The sequence below is a fragment of the Bradyrhizobium sp. USDA 4451 genome, assembly GCF_054822585.1.
This window is the reverse complement of sequence record NZ_JBTRCH010000001.1, coordinates 818,292-834,739: the sequence shown is the minus strand read 5'-3', so window position 1 is coordinate 834,739 and position 16,448 is coordinate 818,292. Positions and strand designations below refer to the sequence as shown.

Here is a 16,448-nt window from a genome sequence, read left to right as displayed (position 1 = left end):
CCTCGCCTTCAACCTTGCGCTCTAGCTAAATCATGATCCGTTTCCACGGAATCGCATCATGATCTCATCGCTTTGTTTTGAGCATCTCCGCGCAAACGCCTTTGGCGTCTGTCGCGAGGGAAAACCGGTTTCCACTTTTCCGGATCATGCTCTAGCGCCGCCAGGTGAGGCCGATCAGGAAGCCGAGGCCGACCGCGAGGCCGACGGTCGCCAGCGGCCGCTGCGTGATCACATCTTCCAGCGTCTCCTCGATCGAGGACGCCGCGTCCTGCGCCGCGCCCATCATCGCGCTGCCGCGCTCCGACACGTCGTCGAGCGCATCCTCCGCATTGGCGCGCGCTTCCTTGTAGCGGCGGCGGGCCTGCTTGCCGGCGTTGTTGGCAAATGAGTTGAGCGCGTCGGTGATCTGCTCGGTCAGGGCTGCTATGTCGTTCTTCACGGCGGTGACATCCTTTTCCAGGCGTTCATAGGTCGCTTTGTCGGTCATGTTCTTGATCCCAAATACGCTGTCCGTGCTCGACATCAGAGCTCCCGCATCATTCGCGTGTTGCGGGAAAAACGCCCCGCATCTCACAAAGTTCCAGGCGCGAAACCGTGGTTACCCTTCAGGCAGCTGCGGCGAATTGACCGGCATCAAATGCTCTTTGACGATCAACGCGACGATCAAGAGCGGCGACGACAGGAAGGCGCCCATCGGCCCCCACAGCCAGGTCCAGAATGCAAGCGCGAGGAAGACCGCGAGCGCGTTCAGCGACAGCCTGCGACCGACGATCGTCGGCGTCACGAAATGTCCTTCCATGAAGGTCACGACGGTAAAACAGGCTGGTGCGATCAGTCCCGCGCCGATCGTCGGCGAGGAGATGATGCCGACCACCACCAGCACGAGGAACATCGCGACCGGGCCGATGATCGGAATGAAGTTCAGCGTCGCCGCGAGTGCGCCGAGCCCCGCCGGATTGGGCATGCCGGTCACCGCGCAGATCGCGCCGGTGACGATGCCGACGCCGATATTGATCATGGTCACCGTCAGCAGGTAATTTCCGAGATGGACCTCGACCTCGTTGAGGATCCGCAGCGCGCGCAGCCGTGCCTCGCGTTCGCTGAAAGTCATCACCAGTGCGCGGCGCAGATCCTTCCAGCCCGCGATGAACAGGATCAGGGTGGCGATGAACAGCAGGAATTCGGCGAACGTCGGCGACAGGAATTCCAGCGTCGGTTGCACCCATTCGAATTTCGGCAACTGGAAGCTGGCGAGCGTATCGGAGCCGCCGACCATGCTCTGCAATTCCTGCCACAGCGCAAGCGGCCGGTCGAACACGTGCAGCTTCTGCCTCAGGATTGCGCCGAGCTCGGGCAGCCGCGAACTCCATTCCATCACGGGAGAGGCGATCAGTCCGACCATGAAGGCGACCGCGGTGCCGACCGCGATCACAAGCAGCACCGCACCGAGCGCGCGCGGAATCCGGTAACGCTCGAGCAGGCTCGCCGCCGGCGACAGCATGGTGCCGACGATGAAAGCCATGGTGATCGGGAGGAAGAAGGCGCGCGCCAGATAGAGCACGCCGACGATGACAATGACCAGCAATGCGACCAGCGCAAAGGCGACGACCTCGGCGCGGCTGACGACCGGTGGCAACTCGGCTTTGCTGTCGGGGAGGGGCGTGCCTTCGGGCGCATGGCCAAGCAGACTTTCACCCGGAAAGGCGCGCACCCGATTCCCTCCCGCACGAGGACGAATGAATTTCCTATCAAATTGCGCGTGACAACGACGTTGTCCCGGCGAAGGTTCCATCGCGGGTTCGTGAGACGTGGTGGGTTGACAATCGCGACTTCGCGACGATTCGCGGCGGAACTCTCTGGCGGCCATGCGCGTTGGCCTGGCATCGCATCACCACGATGCGGATCCCGTCCAGGGGCAGCACATGACACATCCGTCTCTCTCCAGCCGCCGGCTTGCGTCGCGCGTTCCGCGCACCCATGCTCGCACTCTTGCTTTCGCCGGCGCACTGTTCGTGACGCCGTTCGTTGTCACCACCACGGCGAATGCCCAAGTCAGCTCGTCTGCGCTCGGCTATGCCTCGACGCAGCCGGGCGCTTTCCCGTCCGACGAGGCGATGACCAATCCCTCGACTGAAGCCCCCGAGGACGGCGCACTGCCGGAGCGGCTGCGCCGCACCATCGTGGCGCTCAACACGTCGGAGGCGCCCGGCACCGTCATCATCGATACCGGCAACACCGCGCTCTATTACGTGCTCGGCGGCGGCCGGGCGATCCGCTACGGCGTCGGCGTCGGCCGCGAGGGCTTCACCTGGGCCGGCACCCAGACGATCAGCCGCAAGGCCGAGTGGCCGGACTGGCATCCGCCGGCCGAGATGATCAAGCGCCAGCCCTATCTGCCGCGCTTCATGGCCGGCGGCCCGGGCAACCCGCTCGGCGCGCGCGCGATGTATCTCGGTTCGAGCGAGTACCGCATCCACGGCACCAACGATCCCACGACGATCGGCAAGTTCGTCTCGTCGGGCTGTATCCGCCTGACCAATGAGGACGTTTCCGACCTGTTCAGCCGGGTCGATGTCGGCACCAAGGTCGTGGTGCTGCCGAAGAACGCGCCGCACCTCGCCGCGCGCGAGCTCGGCCCGGCCACGACGCAGATCTCGGTCCGCGCGGCGCCGGGGCAGCCGCGGCCCGCTGTCATGACGCTGCCGTCCGGCCGTCAGGCGATGAACATCCCGGCGACTTCCTCGTTGTATTGACGATCGGCGTCGTACAGAGGGTCGGTGATGGCAAAGCGAGATGCGAGGCGGTGGGCGTTTGGGACGGCGGCATTGCTCGGCCTGTCCCTTGCGCCCGCGGCGCAGGCCCAGGATTTCTTCTCGCACCTGTTCGGCGGCCTGATGCAAGGCCGCCCGCCGATGATCCGCATGCCGTTCGACGACGGCCCCGCACCGATGGTGCCGCGGACGGAGCGTCGCGCGCGCTATGATGGCGGCCAGGCCTATTGCGTGCGGACCTGCGACGGCCGTTATTTCCCGCTGGCCACGACCGGCAGCCAGAGCAAAGCGGAAAGCTGCAACAGCTTCTGCCCGGCCAGCGCCACCGAAGTGGTTTACGGCGGCAATATCGACAATGCCACGACCGAAGACGGCAAGCCGTATTCCGAGCTGCCGAACGCATACCGCTATCGCGACGCGATCGTCGCGGGCTGCACCTGCAACGGCAAGGATCCGGTCGGACTCGCCGCCGTGAAGATCGAGGACGACCCAACCTTGCGCAAGGGCGATATCGTCGCCGGCAAGGATGGCTTGATGTCGGTCAACCGTCCGGACCGGCGTGGCGCCTCTCTCAACTTCACGCCGGCGCCGGAGCGTATCCGCGCCAAATATGGCCAGCCAGCAGTGGTGGCGCGCGAGTAGCGCCGCTTGCACGAAGCGGGGTCACTTTCGGTTCCTGGCGCGGAACCGACCTTCCTCCTGAACGTTAGCAACACGCGAACAGCACATTCACCGATGCCATCAGGGGGCCCCGCATGCTCGTCGGCGTACTCGTCACTTTCCTTGTTATTATTCTCGTTCTTTATCTCATCAACATGCTGCCGCTCGACGGTCGCGCCAAGCAGATCGCGCGCGTCGTCGTCATCATCATCGGCATCGTCTCGCTGTTGAAATACCTCGCGGTGTTCTAGCTTCGTCATCGCGAGGAGCGAAGCGACGAAGCGATCCATCTATCCGTTATGCTGAAGCATGGATTGCTTCGCTTCGCTCGCAATGACGTGGAGATGGCGGTGCATCGCCAACAAAAAAAGCCCCGGCTCGTCGCCGGGGCTTTTGCTTGTCGTCGCGATCAACCCGCGGCCTTGGCCTCGCGGCGGCGCGCGGTGAGGATGTATTCGGTGTAGCCGTTCGGCTGGGTGCGGCCTTCGAAGATCAGGTCGCAGGCCGCCTTGAAGGCGACGCCATCGAATGACGGCGCCATCGGCTTGTAGAGGGCATCGCCGGCGTTCTGCTTGTCGACCACGACGGCCATGCGCTTCAGCGATTCCATCACCTGATCTTTGGTGATGACGCCCTGATGCAGCCAGTTGGCCAGATGCTGGCTCGAGATGCGAAGCGTGGCGCGGTCTTCCATCAGGCCGACATCGTGGATGTCCGGCACCTTGGAGCAGCCGACGCCCTGGTCGATCCAGCGCACGACATAGCCGAGGATGCCCTGGCAATTGTTGTCGATCTCCTGCTTGACGTCGTCGGGCGCCCAGTTCGACTGCGACACCGGAATGGTGAGGATGTCGGAGAGCTTGGCGCGCGGCCCGCCCTTGGCGAGCTCCTGCTGCCGCGCGATCACGTTGACCTGGTGATAGTGCAGCGCGTGCAGCGTGGCTGCGGTCGGCGACGGCACCCAGGCGGTGGTGGCGCCGGCCTGCGGATGGCCGATCTTCTGGGCCAGCATGTCGGCCATCTTGTCGGGCGCAGCCCACATGCCCTTGCCGATCTGGGCGTGGCCGGGCAGGCCATCGATCAGGCCGTTGTCGACGTTCCAGTCCTCATACGCCTTGATCCACGGCTGCGCCTTCATGTCGTTCTTGCGGATCATCGGACCCGCTTCCATCGAGGTGTGGATCTCGTCGCCGGTGCGGTCGAGGAAGCCGGTGTTGATGAACATGATGCGCTTGGAAGCGCGCTGGATGCAGGCCTTGAGGTTGACCGTGGTGCGGCGCTCCTCGTCCATGATGCCGACCTTCAGCGTGTTTTCCGGCAGAGAGAGCATCTTCTCGACCTCTGCGAACAGGTCGCAGGTCAGCGTCACCTCGTCGGGGCCGTGCATCTTCGGCTTGACGATATAGGCCGAGCCGGTGCGGCTGTTCTTGACCTTGGAATTGCCCTTGAGGTCGTGGATCGCGAGCAGGCCGGCCACGGCGGCGTCCAGGATGCCTTCCGGAATCTCCTCGCCCTTGGCGTCGAGCACGGCGTCGGTGAACATGTGGTGGCCGACATTGCGCATCAACAGCAGGCTGCGGCCGTGCAGCTTCAGCTCGCTGCCGTCGGGCTTCTTGTAAACGCGGTCGGCATTGAGCGAACGCGTCAGCGTCTTGCCGCCCTTGTCGAAATCGGCCGACAGCGTGCCGTTCATCAGGCCGAGCGTGTTGCGATAGACCAGCACCTTGTCTTCGGCGTCGACCGCGGCGACCGAGTCTTCCATGTCGAGAATGGTGGAGACCGCCGATTCCAGGATCATGTCGGCAACGCCGGCCGGGTCGTCCTTGCCGATGACGTTGTTGCGGTCGATCTTGACCTCGACATGCATGCCGTTGTTGACGAGCAGGATCGCGGTGGGCTGGGCGGCATCGCCCAGATAGCCGGCGAACTGGGCGCCGTCCTTCAGCGCGGTCGAGTTGCCGCTCTTCAGCTTGACCGAGAGCTGGCCTGCGATCACGGCGTAGGAGGTCACGTCGGTGTGGCTTCCGGTCGCAAGCGGCACGGCCGCATCGAGGAACGCCTTGGCCTTCGCGATCACCTTGTCGCCGCGCGCCTTGTTGTAACCCTTGCCGCTGTCGCTCGGATCATGCGGGATCGCGTCGGTGCCGTAGAAGGCGTCGTACAGCGAACCCCAGCGCGCGTTGGCGGCGTTCAGCGCGTAACGGGCGTTGGTCAGCGGCACCACCAGCTGCGGACCGCAGATCTTGCCGATTTCCTCGTCGACATTGGCGGTCTCGACCTTGTGCGTCGCGGGCTCCGGCAGCAGATAGCCGATCTCCTTGAGGAACGCGGTGTAGGCGTTGATGTCGAACGCCTTGCCCTTGTTGGCGCGATGCCACTCGTCGATCTTGGCCTGCAGCGTGTCGCGGACCGCGAGCAGCTCGCGGTTCTTCGGGCCGAGCTTCTGGAGGATGGCGGCCAGTCCTGCCCAGAACGCGTCGGGCGCGATCCCGGTTTTCGGCGTCGCCTCCTTGGCGATGAAATCGAACAGGACAGGGGCGATCTTCAATCCATGGGCATCGACACGAGTCATGATGGGCTTTCTCAAAGAAATGGGGCGTTTAGGCGCTGTTTTCGAAAGAAATCAGCAAAAAACGCGCCAAAGGGCCGCGTTCACGGCCCTTTTAGCCTTAAAGCCACGGCTCTGAGAAGGCCCCTGCCAGTACCTTCAGGCGCGGAGGTCAGGGCAGCCTGGTCCGCACCCTGGCGGCGATCAGCAACACGGCGAGCAACAGGGGAATTGCGCCCGCCATGAACACCGCCGGCGCGCCCATCAGGTCAAGGACCAGCCCGCCGCCCGCCGCACCGGTGGTGATGCCGAGGAAGATCGAGGCCACGGTCATTCCGGTCCCGCTTTCGGTCTCGTCGGGCACCATCCGGGTGATCCAGGTCGTCGTCGCGACCGGCACGCCGCTGAAGGCGAGGCCCCAGAGCGCGACCAGCACCAGAGCCGGCACCACGTCCTTGCCGTAGGCTGCGAGCAACAGACCGACCAGGCTGATGGCGAGCGGCATCGCGATCAGCGTGAGCTTGAGTTTGCGCTCAGCCAGCAGGCCGCTCACGAAGGAGCCGAGGTAGTTGGCGACGCCGAAGGCGAGCAACGTCGCGGCGACGCCGGCGGCGCTGAGCCCGGTCACGTTTTCGAGGAAGGGACGGATGTAGCCGAAATAAGCGAAATGTCCGGTGAAGACCAAGGTGGCCGCCAGGATGCCGGCGCCGATCCCCGGCCGCGACAGAATCTCGATCAAGGTGCCGAGCCCGGCTTCTCCCCTTGGCGCCAGACGCGGCAGGACCACTGCCTGCACGACGAACACCAGTCCGGCAAATGCCGTCGCCAGCAGGAACACGGCACGCCAGCTCATCACCTCGCCGAGATAGCTGCCAAGCGGCACGGCGATGATCATCGCGGCGGGAACGCCGCTCATCACGATCGACAGGGCGCGTGGCACCAGCGGGGTTGGCACCAGTCGGATCGTCGTCGCGGCCGCCATCGCCCAAAAGCCGCCGAGGGCAAGACCGAGCACGATCCGCGCCGTGAGCAGGAAGGTGATGTTCGGCGCCAGTGCCACCAGCAAATTGGAGACGGCCAGAAGAACAGCGAAACTGAGCAGCACCGGCTTTCGATTGAAGTTGCGTGTCAGTGTCGGCGTGAACAACGCGCCGACCAGGCCGGCGAGCGAGGTCGTCGTCACCGCCTGACCGGCCAGCCCTGGGCTCACGCCGAGATCCCTGGCCATCGGCGTCAGCAATCCGGACGGCAGGAACTCCGCCGTCAGAAGCGCGGTGACGCCCAGCATCATGGCGGCGACCGCGCCCCAGGCGGGCGCTTCCGAGGGGAGCGTCTCAAGCGCGACGTCGCGCGGCACTGGCGCAACCACATCGGTGTGCGCCAGAGCCGGGTCCAGTTCTTGATCCATCGACCAAAACTTCCATTTTATGCTGCGTTGCCGCAGACATAGTCTGGAGGTTTTGGACAATCTATGCCATAAACGCTCCAATGTTTGATCGATCGTCCAAATCACGTGTCGCCGATACGACTAGCGCCGCCATCGATCTGGTCAGCGAATTGCTGCTCGGCATGCGGCTTGAGGGCGTTTACTACCGCCGGATCCAGACGAGGGCGCCTTTCGGTCTGCGCTTTGAAACGCCATACGGACGCGCACAATTCCATTTCGTCGCGCATGGCACGGCGCTGCTGCGCTACGCCGATGCGACGCTGCTGCCGCTTGGATGCGGTGACGCGATTTTCCTGCCGCGCGGCGGCGCGCATGATCTCGTCTCGGCAGCGGACGAGCCGAGTTGCGACGTCGAGCGTTTCAAGACCGAGACGCTGTGCGGCAACGTCGATGTGACGTCGGCCTGTCCCGAAGGATGTTCTCAAGACGAATCGGTCCTGATCTTCAGCGCCTGCATGAATTTCGACCTTGGCGGCATGCGCCCGCTCATCGCGCTGATGCCGGAGGTGATGCGGGCCGACACGTTGCTTGTGCGCCAGCCGGAGATCGAACCGATGCTGAAGGCGATGGAGCGGGAGACCTGCACGCCGCGCGCCGGCTCCGTCGGTGTCACCGCGCGGCTGGCCGATGTGCTCGCCGCGTCGATCGTGCGAGGCTGGGTCGAATGCGGCGGCGACAACGCCGTCGGCTGGTTCGAGGCATTGCGTGATCCGCGTCTCGGCCGCGCCCTCGGCGCGCTGCACCGGGCGCCCGGCCGCAACTGGACGGTGGCCGAACTGGCGGCGGAGGCAGGCTGCTCACGCTCGCTGTTCGCCGAGCGCTTCCAATCGATGACCGGGCAATCGCCGCTGCGCTACCTTGCCGAACTGCGCATGCGCCTTGCGACGCAGTGGATCGAGCATGAGCGGCAGCCGATCGATCTGATCGCACAACGGCTCGGCTATGCGTCGCAGGCAGCCTTCAGCCGCGCGTTCAAGCGTGTCACCGGGCGATCGCCGGGGATGCTGCGGCACGCGGTTGGAAGCCAACGCGCGGCGGAATAGGCATCAACCGGATCGGTTTTTTGACACCGCCGTCATGCCCCGCTTCAAGCGGGGCATCCAGTACGCCGCGGCTCATCGGCTCAGGAATTGCCGTCGCTGCAACAGCGAGTCAGATATTCGCCGCCAGGTCGGTCAGCTCATCGAACAGGATGCCGGTGGTGGCCAGCATCCGCTCGATCTCGTCGGTGGCGTCACTGACCGAGCGGTTCGAGGTGTCGATCGTCAGTTCGTTGCCGGTCGGAGGCTGATAGTCATTGGTGATGCCGGTAAAGGACGGCAATCCGCCGGAGCGGGCCTTGGCATAATGGCCCTTGGGATCGCGGGTCTCGCAGACCTCGGCAGGTGTCGCGACATAGACTTCGCGGAACGCGCTGTCGGCGATGCGGCGCGCAACCGCGCGGTCGGCAGCCGACGGCGACACCGCGGCGACGATCGCGATATGGCCGTTGCGTGCCAGATGGGTCGCGACCTCGGCGAGGCGGCGGATATTTTCGGCGCGATCCTGCGGCGAGAAGCCGAGATCGCTGTTCAGCCCGGCGCGGACGGTGTCGCCATCGAGCAGGATCGGCGAGCCGCCATTGCCGAACAGGCGGCGTTCGAGCGCGCGCGCCAGGGTCGACTTGCCCGAGCCGGGCAGGCCGGTCAGCCAGACCACCGCGCCGTTGTGGTGGTAGCGCGCCGAGCGCTCGTCCGGCCGCAGCGCAGATTCCACCGGCACGATATCGACCGGCACCGCGGGCCGGCCGGCGTCGACCGACAGCACCAGGCCGCCACCGGCGATCCGGCCATTGACCTCGATCACCAGGCGGCCGGTGCGGGGATTGTCGGTGTAGGGATCGGTCGCGACCGGCTGTGCCAGTGAGATGTCGATCTCGCCGACATGGTTGCGCGCGATCGCGGTGTTCTCTTCGTTGGACAGCGCGCCGGGGTCGACCGCCTTCTCGATCGCGACCACGGTGGCGCGGCTTTCCTTGGTGCCGAGCCGGATCAGGATCTGCTCGCCCTTGGTCAGCGGCTTGTCGTGCAGCCAGAAGATCCGGGCGCGGATGCGGCGGGTGTCGCGCGGGCTCTGCCCGGCATGTCCGATGATGTCGCCGCGTTCGAGGAACAATTCGCGGTCGAGCGTGATGCCGACCGAGCGCCCGGCGCCGTGCGGGCCGTGCAGCGGCGTCACCGGCCAGCTCTCGACCGTCTTGATGCTGGCGATCTTGCCCGCAGGCATGATGACGATCTCGTCGCCAGCCTTCAGGCTGCCGGACTCGATGCGGCCGGCCACGATGCGGCGGTCATCGAACTTGTAGATCGCCTGCACCGGCAGCCGCAGCGGCAACTCCACCAGCGGGCGCGCCGGCTCCAGCGCGTCGAGCGCCTCGACCACCGTCGCGCCCTTGTACCAGTCGATCCGCGCCGTGCGCTCGGCGACGCCATCGCCGTCGCGCGCCGAGATCGGGATCACCGCGGTCGGCGTCACGCCGAGGCCGATCAGATGCGCCGAAATCTCGTCGCTGATCTCCTTGAAGCGGTCGGCAGAGAAATCGACGCGGTCCATCTTGTTGACGACGATCGCGACCTGCTTCACGCCGAGCAGATGCAAGAGATAGCCGTGGCGGCGGGTCTGGTCGCGCACGCCTTCCAGCGCGTCGATAATCAGCACCGCGCCGTCGGCCTGCGAGGCGCCGGTGATCATGTTGCGCAGGAACTCGGCGTGGCCGGGTGCGTCGATCAGCACGACGTCGCGCGAGCGGGTGCGGAAGCGGATCTGGGTGGTGTCGATGGTGATGCCCTGGTCGCGCTCGGTCTGCAACGCGTCGAGCAGGAACGACCATTCGAACGGCATGCCGCGCCGCGCGCTGACCGCCTTCAGCATTTCCAGCTTGCCGTCCGGCAGGCTGCCGGTCTCATGCAGCAGGCGCCCGACCAGCGTCGACTTGCCGTGATCGACATGGCCGACGATGACGATGCGCACTTGCGGCCGCGTCGTGCCGTTGGGCGTTGCCGAGATCGAGGCGGTAGGAAGGATCATGTTCATCGGAACGCTCGCACGAAGTGGGAAGCCAACAGTTGCGGTGAGTGTTGATCAGAGATAGCCGGCGACACGCAGCCGCTCGAACGCATCCTCGGTCTCGTGGTCGAGCGCACGGCCGGCGCGCTCCGGGATCCTGGTGGCGTCGAGTTCGGCGAGGATCTCGTCGATGTTGGAGGCGGTGGAGGCGACCGGGTTGGTGATGTCCTGATCCCCCAGCGAGCGGTAACGCTTGCCGTCCTTGGCGAGATAGAGCGGGATGATCGGAATGCCTTCGCGCTTGGTGTAGGCCCAGATGTCGGCCTCGGTCCAATGCAGGATCGGATGGATACGTAGGTGCGCGCCCTGCGGCGGCGAGGCGTTGAACTGGTCCCAGAATTCCGGCGGCTGGTCGCGGACGTCCCATCCGCCTTCGGTGCCGCGCGGCGAGAACACGCGCTCCTTGGCGCGCGTTGCCTCTTCGTCGCGGCGGATGCCGGCGATCAGTCCGTCGAAGCCGTACTTATTGAGTGCGAGCTTCAGGCCCTCGGTCTTGCGTGCGGCGGAACGCGCGGCCGGCGGCAGGGTCGGGTCGACACTGTCGATCGGCGGGCAGGGCTCGACGCGCAAATCGAGGTCCCATTCCTTTCCGAAGCGGTCGCGGAACGCATACATCTCCGGAAACTTCTTGCCGGTATCAACATGCAGCGCGGGGAACGGGACGCGGCCGAAGAACGCCTTGCGCGCCAGCCAGATCATCACGTTGGAATCCTTGCCGAGCGACCACAGCAGCGCGAGCTTTTTCAGCCGGGCGAACGCCTCGCGCAGGATGTAGATGCTCTGGGCCTCGAGCTCATCGAGATGATCCATTGTCGGGGGCGCCGGATCGGCCGAAATTCCCGGCACGGAAGATGCTTGACCAAGAGCTGCGGAACGCGTTCCGGCAGCGGCGGATTCGTTGTCGAGAAGATGCATCTCTTGGCCTTGGCCTGTGGAGTTGAAAATTCTAAAGTTGCGCTGCAATAGAGAAGAAATAATTTTCTCTTTGCTGGGCTTGATCGAGAGATAAATAGAAAATAATTTCAGTCAACCCCCAAATTGGGGAAGCGAGTGTCTGATGCGATATCTGCCGGTGTTTCTGGATCTGCAAAGCGGCAAGGTGCTGCTCGTTGGAGCGGGCGAGCTGGTGCGCGCCAAGTTGCGGCTGCTCGCGGCTGCCGGCGCCGCCATGCGTTGGTACGCGACCGACGGCGATCACGAGCTTGCCGGCATCTCGGCCGAGGACGCCGCGCGCATCGAGTGCGCCGAGGGCGATCCGCTCGCAGCCGATCTGTCCGATATCATCGCCGTGCTCTGCGCCGGCGCCGGTGACATCGGTATTGCGATGTCGGTGCGCGCCAAGGCGATTGGCCTGCCGGTCAATGTGATGGACGACCTCGTGCATTCCACCTTCATCATGCCGGCGATCGTCGATCGCGGCGATGTCGTGGTCGCGGTCGGCACCGGCGGCACGTCGCCGGTGGTGGCGCGCCGCATCCGCGAGAAGATCGAGGCGGTGCTGCCGGCGCGGATCGGCGATCTCGCCGGCTTCATCGGCCGCTTCCGTAAGGCGATGCACGCGCGCATCGAGGAGTTTCCGCTGCGTCGCCGTTTCTGGGAGCGCATTATCGACGGCCCGATCGGCGCGCTGGTGCTGGCCGGCCGCAACGACGAGGCCGAGCAGGCGCTGAACGCCATCACCGATCCCGCCGCGTTCGCCGGCGCCGATACACAAGGCAAAGCCGTCGGTCATGTGACGCTGGTTGGTGCCGGCCCCGGCGATCCGGACCTGCTCACGGTGAAGGCGTTGCGCGCGCTGCAGGACGCCGACGTGGTGTTCTATGACGAACTGGTGTCGCCTGAAATTCTCGACCGCATCCGCCGCGATGCAGCGCGGGTCCCGGTCGGCCGCCGCGTCGGCAAGCCCGGCATCGGCCAGGATGCCATCAACCGCCTGATGATCGAGGCCGCGCAGTCCGGCCAGCGCGCGGTGCGGCTGAAGGGCGGCGATCCCTTTATCTTCGGCCGCGGCGGCGAGGAGATCGAGTCGCTGCGTGAGGCCGGCGTCGCTTACGCCATTATTCCCGGTGTCTCCGCCGGTCTCGGCGCGGCCGCGCAGTTCGAGGTGCCGCTGACCTTCCGGCACGAGGCGCTGCGCATCACCTTCCTGACCGCGCACAAGGCGCGCGATGCCGAAGTCGTCGACTGGTCGGTGCTGACCGACAAGAAGATGACTGTCGTCGTTTACATGGGCATGACCGCGGCGCCCGCGATCCGCGAAGGCATGCTGGCCGCGGGCCGCTCGCCGGAGACGCCGGTCGGCGTGTTCGCGCGCGTGACCCGGGCGGACGCCAAGGCCGCGGTCGGCACGCTGGCGCGATTGCCCGAGCTCGTCAAACAGGTTGATGGCGGTCCCGCCGTGCTCATCATCGGCGACGTGGTCGCGCACTCCGCGCCGTGGAGCCGATCCAACGTCACCCAACTGTTCTCCAACCAGATGTTCTCCGAACTGTTGAAAGCTGCCGAATGACCTCTCCGCTCGAACAGAAGAAAATCAGGATCACGGGCCCCTCGGTGGTGACCGCCAACCGCACCTGGGATGGCGCCGTCGTGTACCGAACCGCCAAGCAAGGCTGGTCCACCGAACTCTCGGACTCCGCGATCGTCAGCACCTCCGACGATGCCCGCGCGCTGCTCGCCGAGGCCACCGCCGACGACGTCGGCGCGGTCGGCCCCTATATCGCGCCGGTCGAGCTCAAGGACGGCGGCAAGGTCAGGCCCGGCAACCTCCGCGAACAGATCCGCGCCAAGGGCGTCACCATCGATCTCCAGGTCCCCGCGTAAGACGCGCCCGCGTAAGGCTCATCGAACATGTATGCTTATGACGAACTCGACCGCACGCTGATCAACGAGCGTGTTTCGGAATTCCGCGACCAGGTGAAGCGCCGCCTCTCCGGCGAGCTCACCGAGGACGAATTCAAGATCCTGCGCTTGCAGAACGGCGTGTATTTGCAGCTGCACGCCTACATGTTCCGCGTCGCGATCCCCTACGGCACGCTGTCGTCGAAGCAGCTGCGCCGCTTCGCCCATGTCGCGCGCCGCTACGACCGCGGCTATGGCCATTTCACCACCCGGCAGAACATCCAGTTCAACTGGATCAAGCTCGCCGAGCTGCCGGACGCGCTGGCCGACCTCGCCGAAGTCGGCATCCACGCGATGCAGACCTCCGGCAACAACATGCGCAACGTCACCTCGGACCAGTGGGCCGGCGTCGCGCCGGGCGAGATCGAAGACCCGCGGATCTGGTCGGAATTGATCCGCCAGCACACCACGCTGCATCCGGAATTCTCGTTCCTGCCGCGCAAGTTCAAGATCGCGATCACGGCGTCCGAACATGACCGCGCCGCGATCAAGATCCACGACATTGGGCTTAGGCTGCACAAGAACGCCGACGGCGAGACCGGCTTCGAGGTGCTGGTCGGCGGCGGCCTCGGCCGCACCCCGTTCATCGCCAAGACCATCAAGCCGTTCGTTCCCGGCCGCGACATCCTGAGCTACATCGAGGCGATCCTGCGGGTCTACAACCAGTACGGCCGCCGCGACAACATCTACAAGGCGCGCATCAAGATCCTGGTGCACGAGCTCGGCATCGAGAAGTTCGCCAAGGAGGTCGACGAGGAGTGGAAGGCGATGGGCGATGTCGGGCTGACGCTCGATCATGCCGCCATCGAGGAGGTCCGCTCGCGCTTCTCCTACCCTCCTTACGAAAAGTTGCCGCACATGCCGGATGAGCTGAAGCAGGCCGCGCATGATCCGCTGTTCGAGCGCTGGCGCAAGAACTCGGTCGCTGCGCACAAGGTGCAGGGCTATTCGATCGTGACGCTGTCGCTGAAGCCGGTCGGCGGCCCGCCCGGCGATGCCACCGCCGAGCAGATGGATGCGGTCGCCGACCTCGCCGACAAATATTCGTTCGGCGAGATCCGTGTCGGCCACGAGCAGAACCTGGCTCTGCCGCATGTCGCCAAGCGCGACCTGCCGGCCCTGTTCAAGGCGCTCGACCGGCTCGGGCTTGCGACGCCGAATGTCAATCTGGTCACCGACATCATCGCCTGCCCGGGGCTGGACTACTGCTCGCTGGCCAATGCGCGCTCGATCCCGATCGCGCAGGAGCTGACGCGCCGGTTTGCCAACCACGACACCGCCGACCTGATCGGTCGGCTGCACATCAACATTTCCGGCTGCATCAACGCCTGCGGCCATCACCATGTCGGCCACATCGGCATTCTCGGCGTCGAGAAGAACGGCGAGGAATTCTACCAGATTACGATCGGCGGCCGCGCCGACGAGAACGCGCAATTGGGCACCTTGATCGGCCCGGCCGTTCCCTATGCGGAAGTCGCCGACGTGATCGAAGACATTGTCGAAGCCTATCTCGCGCTGCGCGACCGTCCCGAGGAATTGTTCGTCGATACGGTGAAGCGTCTGGGCGTCGAGCCTATCAGGGAGCGGGTCTATGCCACTCGTTAAGCAGGGAAGAATTATCACCGACCTGTTCGTCCACGTCGCCGACGGCGCCGAGCTGCCGGGCGACGGCGCGGTGCTGGTCACGGCGGAGCGCTTCCTCGCCGATCCGGAGGCGCTGCTGCGCCGCGCCGGCAAGGTCGGCGTGATCTGGCCGAACAACCGCAACCTCGACGATCTCGTGCCGCATCTCGATCGCCTCGCCTCGGTCGCGCTGGTGTTTCCGACCTTCCGCGACGGCCGCGCCTACAGCCAGGCCCGGCTGCTGCGCGAGCGCTATGGCTATGACGGCGAGCTGCGCGCGACGGGGCAGATCCTGCGCGACCAGTTCGTATTCATGACGCGCGCCGGCTTCGACGCCTTCGAGGTGAAGAAGGATGCCGACGCGGACGCGTTCGCCGCGACCATGAAGCGCTATTCGGTGTTCTATCAGCCGACCGGCGACGGCCGCGTCACCGCGCTCAACCGCCGCATGCAGCTGCGTCACTCGGAGAGCGCCGGCCAGTGAGCACGCTTGCACCAGAGCTCGCCGCGACATCGGCCCTGCCGGCGGCCGATGGGCTCGATCGCGCGTTGCGCACCGCATCGCCTGCCGAGGTGATCGCGGCCGCGCTCAAGACGGTCGGCCGCGACCGGCTGGCGCTGGTGTCGTCATTCGGCACTGAATCCGCCGCGCTGCTCAAGGTGATGGCGGATGTCGATCCGGCGATCCCGGTGGTCTTCCTCGACACCGGCTGGCTGTTCGAGGAGACGCTGGCCTACCGCGACACGCTGGTCAAGACGCTCGGCCTCACCGATGTGCGCTCGATCAAGCCCGACGAGCAGGCGCTGGTGCGCCAGGATCCGGACCGCGAGCTGTGGTTCAGCGATCCCGACGCCTGCTGCCGCATCCGCAAGGTCGAGCCGCTGGCGCGCGCGCTGAAGCCGTTCGCGGGCTGGATCAACGGCCGCAAGCGCTTCCAGGGCGGTGCCCGCGCCGACATTCCCGTGGTCGAGGACGACGGCGTCAGGCTGAAATTCAATCCGTTCGCCAACGTCTCGCGCGAGGAGATCGAGGCGATCTACACGCTCGGCAAGTTGCCGCCGCATCCTCTTGTCGCATCGGGATATCAATCGGTCGGGTGTATGCCTTGCTCGAGCCGGGCTGCCGCCGGCGAGGACGCCCGCGACGGCCGCTGGCGTGGCCGGGCGAAGACCGAGTGCGGCATCCACACGACGAAGATGTCGTAGAGCATGATCCGGCCAAGGCGCGATGACTCTCATCGCGATTTGGCGACGCGACAAAGCCTTCGCGGTGCGGCGTCTTCGTAGCACAAGCGCGCTGCGCCGCCGAAAACAAAGAAAACCGGTTTCGTTGACTTAAAGCCACTTCACCGTGAGTTATGTCTGACGTGTTCCCTGACATTCTCAGGTTGAA

15 protein-coding genes are annotated in these 16,448 nt (G+C 65.4%); 9 read left to right on the top strand and 6 right to left on the bottom strand.

The features are described from left to right. Nucleotides 1-151: 151 nt before the first annotated feature. Together ACVMB0_RS03800 and ACVMB0_RS03795 are read right to left on the bottom strand one after the other, a co-directional pair. Nucleotides 152-523 (bottom strand): ElaB/YgaM/YqjD family protein, encoded by a 372-nt coding sequence (locus ACVMB0_RS03800; RefSeq protein ID WP_461345359.1) that lies wholly within the window; start codon nt 521-523, stop codon nt 152-154. A 75-nt stretch (nt 524-598) separates the two neighbouring features. Continuing rightward, the gene (locus tag ACVMB0_RS03795; RefSeq protein ID WP_456752098.1) at nt 599-1,711 is read right to left on the bottom strand and encodes an AI-2E family transporter; all 1,113 of its coding nucleotides are present in this window, start codon (nt 1,709-1,711) and stop codon (nt 599-601) included. Nucleotides 1,712-1,922: 211 nt separating this feature from the next. Here ACVMB0_RS03795 and ACVMB0_RS03790 point away from each other — a divergent pair, with 211 nt between their 5' ends. From ACVMB0_RS03790 to ACVMB0_RS03780, 3 genes are all read left to right on the top strand, one after another. Then, entirely contained in the window at nt 1,923-2,753 is an 831-nt protein-coding gene (locus ACVMB0_RS03790; RefSeq protein WP_461345358.1) for a L,D-transpeptidase, read from the top strand. A 27-nt stretch (nt 2,754-2,780) separates the two neighbouring features. Beyond that, the gene (locus tag ACVMB0_RS03785) at nt 2,781-3,413 is read left to right on the top strand and encodes a DUF2865 domain-containing protein (RefSeq protein WP_461345357.1); all 633 of its coding nucleotides are present in this window, start codon (nt 2,781-2,783) and stop codon (nt 3,411-3,413) included. A gap of 113 nt (nt 3,414-3,526) precedes the next feature. Then, complete coding sequence (locus tag ACVMB0_RS03780; protein ID WP_021076357.1) at nt 3,527-3,682, top strand: Thivi_2564 family membrane protein; 156 nt, start codon at nt 3,527-3,529, stop codon at nt 3,680-3,682. Nucleotides 3,683-3,840: 158 nt separating this feature from the next. On the opposite strand, the gene ACVMB0_RS03775 is transcribed toward ACVMB0_RS03780, so the two are convergent. Beyond that, complete coding sequence (locus tag ACVMB0_RS03775) at nt 3,841-6,003, bottom strand: malate synthase G (RefSeq protein WP_461345356.1); 2,163 nt, start codon at nt 6,001-6,003, stop codon at nt 3,841-3,843. Nucleotides 6,004-6,151: 148 nt separating this feature from the next. Next, nucleotides 6,152-7,387 (bottom strand): MFS transporter, encoded by a 1,236-nt coding sequence (locus ACVMB0_RS03770; RefSeq protein WP_461345355.1) that lies wholly within the window; start codon nt 7,385-7,387, stop codon nt 6,152-6,154. Nucleotides 7,388-7,467: 80 nt separating this feature from the next. Here ACVMB0_RS03770 and ACVMB0_RS03765 point away from each other — a divergent pair, with 80 nt between their 5' ends. Continuing rightward, on the top strand, nt 7,468-8,469 hold the full coding sequence (locus ACVMB0_RS03765; RefSeq protein WP_461345354.1) for an AraC family transcriptional regulator: 1,002 nt from the start codon (nt 7,468-7,470) through the stop codon (nt 8,467-8,469). 109 nt (nt 8,470-8,578) lie between these two features. On the opposite strand, the gene cysC is transcribed toward ACVMB0_RS03765, so the two are convergent. Both cysC and cysD read right to left on the bottom strand, forming a co-directional pair. Then, the gene (gene cysC, locus ACVMB0_RS03760; protein ID WP_461345353.1) at nt 8,579-10,498 is read right to left on the bottom strand and encodes an adenylyl-sulfate kinase; all 1,920 of its coding nucleotides are present in this window, start codon (nt 10,496-10,498) and stop codon (nt 8,579-8,581) included. Between the two features lie 48 nt (nt 10,499-10,546). Continuing rightward, nucleotides 10,547-11,341 carry a sulfate adenylyltransferase subunit CysD gene (gene cysD / locus ACVMB0_RS03755; protein ID WP_456752105.1) on the bottom strand — a complete coding sequence of 265 codons (795 nt, stop codon included), beginning with the start codon at nt 11,339-11,341 and terminating at the stop codon, nt 10,547-10,549. 247 nt (nt 11,342-11,588) lie between these two features. Between cysD and cysG the strand changes: the two genes are divergently transcribed. From cysG to ACVMB0_RS03730, 5 genes are read left to right on the top strand one after another with little or no spacing between them, the layout of a single operon-like run. Next, the gene (gene cysG, locus ACVMB0_RS03750) at nt 11,589-13,040 is read left to right on the top strand and encodes a siroheme synthase CysG (protein WP_461345352.1); all 1,452 of its coding nucleotides are present in this window, start codon (nt 11,589-11,591) and stop codon (nt 13,038-13,040) included. Beyond that, on the top strand, nt 13,037-13,354 hold the full coding sequence (locus ACVMB0_RS03745) for a DUF2849 domain-containing protein (RefSeq protein WP_461345351.1): 318 nt from the start codon (nt 13,037-13,039) through the stop codon (nt 13,352-13,354). The genes cysG and ACVMB0_RS03745 overlap by 4 nt, the downstream gene beginning before the upstream one ends. Before the next feature lie 27 nt (nt 13,355-13,381). Next, nucleotides 13,382-15,037 (top strand): nitrite/sulfite reductase, encoded by a 1,656-nt coding sequence (locus ACVMB0_RS03740; protein WP_456752108.1) that lies wholly within the window; start codon nt 13,382-13,384, stop codon nt 15,035-15,037. After that, entirely contained in the window at nt 15,024-15,539 is a 516-nt protein-coding gene (locus tag ACVMB0_RS03735; protein WP_456752109.1) for a DUF934 domain-containing protein, read from the top strand. Before ACVMB0_RS03740 ends, ACVMB0_RS03735 begins: the two co-directional genes overlap by 14 nt. After that, nucleotides 15,536-16,261: a phosphoadenylyl-sulfate reductase gene (locus tag ACVMB0_RS03730; RefSeq protein WP_461345350.1), complete on the top strand. Its 726-nt coding sequence runs from the start codon at nt 15,536-15,538 to the stop codon at nt 16,259-16,261. The genes ACVMB0_RS03735 and ACVMB0_RS03730 overlap by 4 nt, the downstream gene beginning before the upstream one ends. Nucleotides 16,262-16,448 lie beyond the last annotated feature (187 nt).